Here is a 9,645-nt window from a genome sequence, read left to right on the forward strand (position 1 = left end):
GCGCAGCCGGGCGAGACCGGAACAGGGGCCAGCGCCGACATTGCCGCGCTGACGGGCTGGCCGGTGCTGCTGGTCCTTGATGCCTCGGGTCAGGCGCAGACGGCGGCGGCGGTCGCGGCGGGGCTGGCGGCGTTCCGGCCCGGCGTGCGGCTGGCGGGCGTGGTACTGAACCGGGTCGCCTCGCCCCGGCACGAGGCGCTGTGCCGCGCCGGCTTTGCCGAGGCCGGGATTCCGGTTCTGGGCTGCCTGCCTCGCGCCGCCGGGATCGAACTGCCCGAGCGGCATCTGGGCCTCGTGCAGGCGCAGGAACATGGTCGGCTGGAGACGCTGCTGGCCGAAGCAGGGCGCATCGTGGCGCAGCATTGCGATCTTGATGCGATGGTGGCTGCGGCAGGGGCGGCGCGCATGCCGCCCTCTGCCACCCCCGCCCCGGCCCCCCCGCCCGGCATGCGCATCGCACTGGCCCGCGACGATGCGTTTTCCTTTGTTTATCCACATCTTGTGCAAGGGTGGCGGGCTGCGGGGGCAACGATCCTGCCCTTTTCGCCACTGGCCGATCAGGTGCCGGATGCCAGCGCCGATTGCTGCTGGCTGCCCGGAGGCTATCCGGAACTGCATGCCGGGCGGCTGGCCGGGGCAGGCCGGTTTCGCGCCGGTCTGCGCGCCTTTGCCGCGACCCGGCCCGTGCATGGCGAATGCGGCGGCTATATGGCGCTTGGCGCGGGGCTGGTCGCTGCCGATGGCAAGCGGCACAGGATGGCCGGGCTGCTGGGGCTTGAGACCAGCTTTGCCCGGCGGCGGATGCATCTGGGCTATCGGCTGGCCGAGATGCGGATAGCTGCCTGCGGGCTGGCTGCGGGGGTGCGGCTGAGGGGGCACGAGTTCCACTATGCCACGATCCTGTCCCAACCCGACGCGCCGCTGGCCTGTGTGAAGGACGCGACCGGGGCAGAACTTTCCGAAACCGGGTCGCATCGCGACATGCCGGGCGGCGGGTGCGCAAGCGGCACTTTTTTCCACCTGATCGCCCCTGCTTGTCGCCAATGATGCCGGTCCGGGCTGATCCGGCACTGACCAGGGTCCGAAAGCTGTCGGGTTCCGATGCCCACGACACCGGGCACCCCGGCAAAGCCCTTTTGTGACACCACCGCCAGATGATTTGCGTCCCGCGATGGCCGGGGGCATTGCCCCCCGGACCCCCGCAGTCATCCGCTGGCCCTGTGCCGGTATCGGCGTCAAATCAAAAGATTATGGCCAGACAATAAAATTGATTTAATCTATTTTGGATGTACAGGGAAGAAGCCATTGATAAACCGGCGATAATATTATAACATAAAATCCGTCATAATTTCATTTTTCCCTATACATTCAGATTTTATTCTTGAAAGGGAGGAACGACATGAAAATAATGATTTTTTTCACATTTTTCTGGATTTGGACCGGCGGAGCCTATTCGGCGACGCTTCCGCTTGTCGGCGATCCGGTCCATTCAATTGCCATCATGGCACCGGGAAAGCAGATCGTGACGGACGAACCGACAGTATCGAAGATGGTTCTGGGTCTGCATTATCCCGCGATTAAGGGACTAAGATGTCCGGCGGGTTTCTGCGTCTGGGATTATGCCTTTGATCTGCAAGGCACGAATTGGGGCGTTAAGGGAACGATCGAACACCATGCCAACCCGGTCAGCGGTGATGCACTTTTGCTGCGGAAAGTGGTTTACACACATATGGCTTCTCCCCACCAGGCGGATACCGGGCCCAACACTGTCACTTTTCCCGATGCACAGTTCCTTGCCAGTTCCGGGGCCCCTGATCCCGCTGGTGCGGACTTTCTGAACGGGAATCATGTCCGCGAGAAAACGGCAGAGCATCACGTTGGTGCGTTTCCTGACAGGTTCCGCGTCACGGCGCTGTTCACGGCTACGGACCGGATCTGGAATTTCAATCAGGTCACGGTCTTTTTCGAAGCAGCCCATCCTCCGTCCGTTCTGGCACCCGCGCTGGTGCCCCTGGCGTCATCAGGTTCCCTGCTGCTTTCCGTGCTGACCATGGCCGCCGCGCTGAAGCGTTTTTTCCGGCGACAGGCGAAACGCTGTTTCCGGGGGCGAGCCACGGCGATCACGCTGCCGGGCTGAGCGGGGTCACTTAAAGAATGGCTCTGGTTACTTTCGTATCCTCCTGTGCCGGGGGTAAGGAAGCAGATGGACAGTCGTCGTCCCCGCAGTTCCCTGAAGCACCCCAGGCGTCGGCTGGTTGGCCTTGACCGCGCTGTGTGGCGCTGCGACAAAGGTCGGGCAAGGTGACCCACAAGACGCAAAGCGTCGGGACTGAAACGGGAACGGGGGCGGGTGGACCCAATCAGGGCACCCAAAACCCGGCCGCCCCCGCGACTGTATGCGGCAAGCCGCCCCTGACATGCCACTGCCCGGCGACGGGTGGGAAGGCCAGGAAAGGCAAAGACCCGCGAGCCAGGAGACCGGCCCTGCGCAACGAAACTTTCCGCCGTCGGGTGTGACGGCACAGGAGGGATACATGCATATCGAACCCGGAATCGTCACCGGCGCCAAGATCGCCTTGAGCTATGTCACCGCAGCAGGCGTTGGTGCTGCCGCGCTGATGCAGGCGCGGCAGGCGCTGCGTGCGAACGGTCTGGCCTCGCTGGCCGGGCGCAGCGCGCTGACCACTGCCGCCGTTTTCACCTTTTTCCAGATCCTGCCGCATGCGCCGGTCGGTGTGTCCGAGGTGCATCTGATCCTTGGCTCGACCCTGTTCCTGCTGTTCGGGGCGGCCCCCGCAGCCATCGGGCTGGCCATGGGGCTGTTGCTTCAGGGGCTGTTCTTCGCCCCCTCTGATCTGCCGCAATACGGCATGAACCTGACCACGCTGCTGGTGCCGCTGTTTGCGGTGCAGGCCGTCGCGCACCGGATCATCGCGCCGGGCACTGCCTATGTCGATCTGCGTTACCGTCAGGCGCTGGCGCTGTCTACCGCCTATCAAGGCGGCATCGTGGCCTGGGTGGCCTTTTGGGCGATCTACGGTCAGGGCCTTGCCGGGATCGGCGGCGTCGTGACCTTTGGCGCGGCCTATATGCTGGTCATCGTGATCGAGCCGCTGGTCGATCTGGCGGTTCTGGCGGGGGCGAAATCGCTGCGCGGATTGCGCGGCAGCGGCCTTGTCACGCCGCGCCTTTTCGCGTGAAACTGGCGGCGCGGGCGCAGCGCCCGCGCCACGAATGAGACGCCCGCATGATCGATCTGACCCTGATCGGCATCGGCACCGGAAATCCCGATCACCTGACCCTTCAGGCGGTGGCGGCGATGAACGAGGCCGATCTGATCCTGATCCCCTTGAAGGGGGCCGAGAAATCCGACCTTGCGGGTCTCCGCCGCGCAATTTGCGCCAGCCATCTGCGCAATCCGGCCACGCGGGTCGAGGAATTTTCGCTGCCCGTCCGCGACACGGCGAACCCGTCCTATCGTCAGGGCGTCGATGACTGGCACGATGCCATCGCGCGGGCCTGGCTGAACCGGATCGCTTTGCTGAACGGCCATGGCCGGGTGGCGCTGCTGGTCTGGGGGGATCCGTCGCTTTACGATTCGACCCTGCGTATCGCCGGACGGCTGGCGTGCGCCCTGCCTGTGACCACACGGGTCATTCCCGGCATCACCGCCATTCAGGCGCTGTGCGCGGCGCATGCCATCCCGCTGAACCGGATCGGCGCGCCGGTCACGATCACCACGGGCCGCCGCCTGCGCGACCATGGCTGGTCGGCCGATGCCGACAGCGTCGTCGTGATGCTGGACGGCGACTGCGCCTTTACCACGCTGGAAAACCCAAACCTGCATATCTGGTGGGGGGCCTATGTCGGCATGCCCGAACAGATCCTGCGCGCCGGACCGCTGCCCGGTATCGCAGAGGAAATCGTTTCGGCGCGTGCTGCCGCGCGGGCCGGGCATGGCTGGATCATGGATATCTATCTGTTGCGGCGCGTGGAGGCCGGGTGAAGGGCTGCCACATTCCCGGCCATTTCGGCGAATGGCTGCAAGGGCGGCTTGGCGCAGGCGGCCCGGTCGTCCTGATCACCATGCCCTGCGCCTGTTTCGGGGTGCGCGCCCTGCATCGCCCTGCCAGGTCCGGCTTTGTGCTGCGCGCGCCGGGCCTGTCCGCCGGGCGGGCGCAGGTCTTTCTGGCGCGGCTTGGCCTGCGCCTTCGCGGGCGGGTCGATCTGTCCCCCGTCGGAGCGCCGGGCCTGGGTACCGGGATCTCGACCGTCTCGCTGTTGGCGCTTGCGCGGCTGGCCGGGTGGCGCGGCCCGCCCGAACGGCTGGCCCGCGCCTGCATCGCAGCCGAGGGCGCGTCGGATCCGCTGATGTTCTCCTCGCCCGAGCGGCTGTTATGGGCTTCGCGCCGGGGGCGGGTGATGGACCACATGCCTGCCCTGCCTGCGCACGAGGTTCTGGGCGGCTTTTGCGGCGGGCCGGTCCGCACCGACGCGCGGGACCGCGATTTTCCCGACATCGCCGATCTGGTCCTGCGCTGGCACAGGGCGCGGCGGCTTGTGGATTTCGCGGCACTGGCATCCGAAAGCGCGGCACGATGCTCGGCTCGTCGTGGTCCCGCGCAAGAAACCCCCCCGCAGCTTGCCCGCGATCTTGGTGCCCTGGGCTGGACGCGGGCCCATACAGGCGCGGCGCGCGGGCTGATCTTTGCGCCGGGAACCATACCCGACAATGCCCCGCAGACCCTGCGCGAGGCGGGCTGGACCGGCCTTTGCCGCTTTGGGGTCAACCGCCACGAGCAACCCTCGCCGGGATTGTCAGGTTATTGGTGACAGCGCGAGGTTGTTCATCTGCACGGCCGTTCAGGCCCCTGTTGAACCGGCAGCATCAGCGTGAAATCAATAAGGCCATAGGCCAAACAACATGATCATTTAAAACGCGTTTGGCTGTAGCAACGGACCCGCCGCCGACTCAGCCCCCCAGCCATCTGTGCCCGACACGGGGCCGGTGGCCGCCTCTGCGGTTCTTTGAATCATCCCGACAAGTCTGGACATATCAATTGACAGGTGGAAGAATCTAGATACTGTATACAGTGTATCGAATCCCGAGGGCATGTGATGGGCGAGGACAAATTGGTTCCGCAGATAGAGCGTCCGTCGTCTCTGGCCGTTCTGGTCTATGAACAGCTTCGGGAACTGATCATTTCAGAGACATTCGAAGCGGGGGAACGTCTGAAGGAAACTGACCTTGGCAGTCTTTTGAATGTGTCGCGCACCCCTGTCCGAGAGGCGTTGTTCCGGCTTTGTCAGGACGGGCTGGTAACGCAGTCGCTTGGTCGCTTTATGGTGCCTGTTCCCGAATTGCGGGACGTTCAGGAAGTCTTTGCCATGCGCCTCTTGCTGGAACCTGCTGCGGTTGCAGAGGTCGCTCGTGATATGCGCGAACAGGATCTTGGCCGTTTTCGTCAGGCGCGGGATCACTTTCTGAACGCCGAGGATTTTGCCGTTGCGCTGAAGGCAAATGTCACGTTTCGACGCATGTGGCGCGACCAGATTCCCAATAGAAGGCTGCGCGACACGCTTAACATGCTTGACGATCAGATCGTCATGATTCGCCGTGCAACATTGACCAACGCCAATGCCCGTGCGCTGGCGGAAGAAATCACCTGTCAGCTTGTCAGTGCATTTGAAAATCGTGACGCGGCGGCGGCGCGCAGTGCCATGACTCAGTTCCTGAACGGAGCCGCCGTCTATTCAGAGCGTATGATTTTGAACCGGGAGGAAAAGGAAGGAGCTTTCGGCAAAAGGTAGATCGATCATCAATCAGGGAGGAAAGATGATATGATATTACGATTCATGTTGGCCGGGCTGATTGCCGGGGTCGGGTTGACGTTTTCATCCGGCGCGGGCCGGGCCGAGACGACATTGCGGGCAGTGACCTTCACGCCCTCGAACGTCATCTATGCCAAGCATTTCAAGGAATTTGCGGCGCTGGTCAACGAGCGTGGCAAAGATGTGGTGCAAATCCAGATCATTGGCGGGCCAGAGGCCATCCCGGTTCAAAAGATGGGCGAGGCCCAGATGAATGGCATAGCCGACATGTTCAACTTGCCTCCGGGGCTTTATCTGGATCTTGTCCCCGAGGGCGGGGCTTTCACCGGCTCGAACAAGACGCCGATGCAAAATCGCGCAGATGGTGCGCTGGATGCGATCAACGGGATTTTCCATGACAAGGCCAATGCCCATGTGCTGGCCCATGTCGATGGCGGCATGCAATTCCACGTCATGCTGACCGAAAAGCCGGGGATAACCGCCGATGGCGCGCTGGATCTGAGTGGCATGAGCCTGCGCAGCGGGCCGTTGTTCCGTGCGTTCATGGAAAACCTGGGGGCGACAGTCGTCGTCATGCCGCCGGGTGAGGTTTATACCGGTCTGGAGCGCGGAGTGATTCAGGGCGCAGGCTATACGATTGTCGGAGTGCGCGATTTCGGATGGGACAAGTTCCTGAAATACCGAATTGATCCGGGTTTTTTTCAGGCCGATGTGCTTATCTCGATGAATTACGACTCCTGGCAGGGGCTGTCGGACGAGGCGCGGGATATTCTGAATGCGGTCGCCGCTGAATATGAGCAGATCAGCTTTGACGAGATGGCGAAAGCCACCGCCGAAGAAAGTGCCGCCCTTGCAGGGGAAGGCATGGAGGTCATTGAACTGTCGGGCAAGCAGCGCGAAGAATACCTTGCGGGTGCCTATAATACCGCGTGGGATCGGTTGAAAAGCCGTGATTCCGCCAATCACGATGCGCTGCGCAAATTGTTTTTTGATGAAACCAGATGAGGAATGCCGGCTTGGCGGTTCCTGTGAATCGCCGCCGCGCACCCTGTCATTCTGGCTGGTAGGAACCCATGACGCGGAATCTTGAACACATTCTGAAGGCCCTGTCCTTTGCCTGCTTTGCCTGCGCCTGCGGTTTGGTGGGCTGTATTCTGATTGTCGTCAGCTATGACATGACATCCAGAAATTTTGGTCTGCCAACAGCGGTCTGGTCGGTAAATTCGGTTGAATACATGATCCTGTTCGTGACGTTTCTGGTCATGCCCTGGCTGGTTCGCACGCGCGGCCATGTCAGCGTTACCATTGTGTTGCAGAACATGCCCGACGCGGTCCGGCATCTGTTTGAAAAATTCCTGCATGTCTTTGCGGCGGTGATTTGTTTCCATCTCGCCTGGCGTGCCGGACTGCGCCTTGAGGATGCGATCGCGCGCGGAGCGGTTGAAATTCGCAGCTTCGACATGCCGCTGTGGATCGTCTATGTCACCATGCCCGTCGGGCTTGGGCTGAGCGGGCTGGAGTTTCTTGCCTTTCTCTATCGTGGCGAAAGCTTTTACGACGCGCATCTTGAGGAAGCCGCAGGTCTCTGACCGAAACCGACCAAGGGGGGCGAGATGTTTGAATGGTATCAGTCGCTTGCGATCCTGATCGGCGGGTTGCTTTTCTCGATGGCGATCGGGCTGCCGGTGGCGCTTGCCTTTTTTCTGGTCAATCTGATCGGAGTCTATCTCTTTATGGGGGGCGCGCGGGGCATTGATCAGATGATCACGAATGCGACCACGGCCGTCAGTACCTATTCACTGGCACCTGTACCGCTGTTCATGATGATGGGCACGTTGTTCTTCTTCTCTGGTCTGGCGCGGCGTGTGCTGGATGCGGTGGACAAGCTGATCGGAGGGTTGCCTGCGCGGCTGTCCTATCTGACGCTGACCTCGGGCACATTATTCGCGGCGCTTTCGGGTTCCAGCCTGGCCAATACGGGGATGCTTGGTTCCTTGATGGTCCCTGAAATGACCGCGCGGGGATACAAGAAACACATGTGTGCGGGGCCGATCCTTGGCTCGGGCGGGTTGGCGGTGATCATTCCGCCTTCCGGGCTGGCGGTGCTGCTTGGGTCTTTGGCGCAGATAAATATCGGGGCGCTGCTGATCGCGGGCCTGATTCCGGGACTGGTCCTGGCGCTGTTATATGTCGGGCTGATCTTTGTTCAGACGAGGCTGGACCCCGAGGCCGCGCCCTCTTATCCGGTTGAACCTTGCCCCCTGTCCGAGCGGGTCTGGCTGCTTTTGCGCGACGTTGCGCCCAATGTGCTGATCGTCGTGGCGGTTGTCGGCTCGATCATTTCCGGCTTTGCGACGCCGACGGAATCGGGTGCGATGGGCGTTCTGGCCGTGTTGGTTCTGGGGGTGGCCTATCGTGCGCTTGACTGGAGGACGATTGCCAGATCCCTGTCCGAAACGGCCCGCGTCATGGGGATGATCTTTCTGCTGATCGTGGCCTCATCGACTTTTGCGCAGCTTTTGGCCTTTTCCGGGGCCTCATCCGGGCTGGTCAACGGGGTGACGTCGCTGAAACTGGGAAGCTATCAGATGCTTCTGGTCATTGTGCTGATGATCCTGCTTCTGGGCATGTTCATGGATCCCGTGTCGATCATGCTGATCACCCTGCCGATCTTCTTGCCCATCGCTGCCAGCTATGATTTCGACCTTGTCTGGTTCGCGCTGATCATGCTGATCATGCTTGAAGTTTCCTTTACAACGCCGCCCTTTGGCCTGCTGCTGTTCGTCATGTTGGCGGTCAGCCCGCATGGTACAACCCTGTCCGACGTCTCGAAGGCGGCTTTGCCCTATATCCTGTGCTGTTTTCTGCTGGTTTTCATGCTGGTCCTGATGCCGGGGCTGGCGACATGGCTGCCCGCGCAACTTTGATCCCAACATCAATTCCGGAGACCTGCCCGTGCCTCAGCAAAACCTGCTTGTCATAATGTCGGATGAACACCAGGCAAGGGCGATGGGATGCGCTGGGCATCCCTTTGTTCGAACGCCCAATCTTGATGCGCTTGCGGCTCGGGGGACGCGCTTTGCCTCGGCCTATACACCGACGCCCATTTGCGTGCCGGCCCGAGCCGCCTTTGCGACGGGGCGCTATGTTCATCAGACCCGGATGTGGGACAATGCAATGCCCTATGACGGTTCCATCAGCGGCTGGGGTCACGCATTGCAGGCCGCTGGCGTACCGGTGGAATCCATCGGCAAGCTGCATTACCGATCTGATCGGGATCCGGCAGGTTTCGACGGCGAACATATCCCGATGATGATCGGCGGCGGCACGGGAATGGTCTGGCTTTCGGTTCGGCGGGAAAAGGACCGGGTTATCAGCAAGGCCCGCATGCTGGGTGAAAACATCGGGCCGGGGGAAAGCGACTATACCCGTTATGACCGTGCGGTTGCCGCACGGACGCGTCAATGGTTCGCCGATCGGGCGCAGCGACAGGACGACCGGCCATGGTGTCTTTTCGTCGGACTGGTCGCGCCGCATTTCCCGCTGACCTGCCCGCAGGAATTTTATGACCTCTATCCGCCGGGAACCCTGCCCGAGGCAAAGCTTCACCCCCGTGACGGGCATATCCGGCACCCCTGGGTGGACAAGCAGAACGCGATTCTGGACAGCGAGGCGCTGTTTGCGTCCGAAGAACAGAGACTGGCCGCCTTTTCCGCCTATTTCGGCCTTTGTTCCTGGATGGATTTCAACCTTGGCCTGATACTTGCAGCGCTGGAGGAAAGCGGGTTTGCCGACAATACCACCGTGATCTAC

At 61.8% G+C, this 9,645-nt stretch carries 10 protein-coding genes and 1 riboswitch; all 10 genes read left to right on the forward strand.

Annotated elements, in window-relative coordinates; genetic code table 11:
- Positions 1-1,047, forward strand: a 1,047-nt coding sequence (locus ACK5L9_RS04955) for a cobyrinate a,c-diamide synthase (protein WP_416910341.1), incomplete at its 5' end; no start/stop codon positions are given.
- A gap of 475 nt (positions 1,048-1,522) precedes the next feature.
- The gene (locus tag ACK5L9_RS04960) at positions 1,523-2,137 is read left to right on the forward strand and encodes a hypothetical protein (protein ID WP_416910342.1); all 615 of its coding nucleotides are present in this window, start codon (positions 1,523-1,525) and stop codon (positions 2,135-2,137) included.
- A gap of 164 nt (positions 2,138-2,301) precedes the next feature.
- Positions 2,302-2,502: riboswitch (cobalamin riboswitch) on the forward strand.
- Positions 2,503-2,534: 32 nt separating this feature from the next.
- Entirely contained in the window at positions 2,535-3,200 is a 666-nt protein-coding gene (locus ACK5L9_RS04965) for an energy-coupling factor ABC transporter permease (RefSeq protein WP_416910343.1), read from the forward strand.
- A 47-nt stretch (positions 3,201-3,247) separates the two neighbouring features.
- Positions 3,248-4,006 carry a precorrin-6A synthase (deacetylating) gene (cobF, locus tag ACK5L9_RS04970; RefSeq protein ID WP_416910344.1) on the forward strand — a complete coding sequence of 253 codons (759 nt, stop codon included), beginning with the start codon at positions 3,248-3,250 and terminating at the stop codon, positions 4,004-4,006.
- Positions 4,003-4,833, forward strand: coding sequence for a propanediol utilization protein (locus ACK5L9_RS04975; protein ID WP_416910345.1), 831 nt, complete (start codon positions 4,003-4,005; stop codon positions 4,831-4,833). Before cobF ends, ACK5L9_RS04975 begins: the two co-directional genes overlap by 4 nt.
- Positions 4,834-5,118: 285 nt before the next feature.
- The gene (locus ACK5L9_RS04980) at positions 5,119-5,811 is read left to right on the forward strand and encodes a GntR family transcriptional regulator (RefSeq protein ID WP_416910346.1); all 693 of its coding nucleotides are present in this window, start codon (positions 5,119-5,121) and stop codon (positions 5,809-5,811) included.
- Between the two features lie 30 nt (positions 5,812-5,841).
- Positions 5,842-6,837 carry a TRAP transporter substrate-binding protein DctP gene (dctP, locus tag ACK5L9_RS04985; protein WP_416910347.1) on the forward strand — a complete coding sequence of 332 codons (996 nt, stop codon included), beginning with the start codon at positions 5,842-5,844 and terminating at the stop codon, positions 6,835-6,837.
- A 68-nt stretch (positions 6,838-6,905) separates the two neighbouring features.
- Positions 6,906-7,421, forward strand: a complete 516-nt coding sequence (locus ACK5L9_RS04990; RefSeq protein ID WP_416910348.1) for a TRAP transporter small permease — start codon at positions 6,906-6,908, stop codon at positions 7,419-7,421.
- Positions 7,422-7,445: 24 nt separating this feature from the next.
- The gene (locus ACK5L9_RS04995) at positions 7,446-8,759 is read left to right on the forward strand and encodes a TRAP transporter large permease (RefSeq protein WP_416910350.1); all 1,314 of its coding nucleotides are present in this window, start codon (positions 7,446-7,448) and stop codon (positions 8,757-8,759) included.
- A gap of 28 nt (positions 8,760-8,787) precedes the next feature.
- A partial coding sequence (locus tag ACK5L9_RS05000) for a sulfatase-like hydrolase/transferase (protein ID WP_416910352.1) occupies positions 8,788-9,645 on the forward strand: 858 nt, incomplete at its 3' end.

The organism is Paracoccus sp. (in: a-proteobacteria), from assembly GCF_047973135.1.
GTDB lineage: Bacteria > Pseudomonadota > Alphaproteobacteria > Rhodobacterales > Rhodobacteraceae > Paracoccus.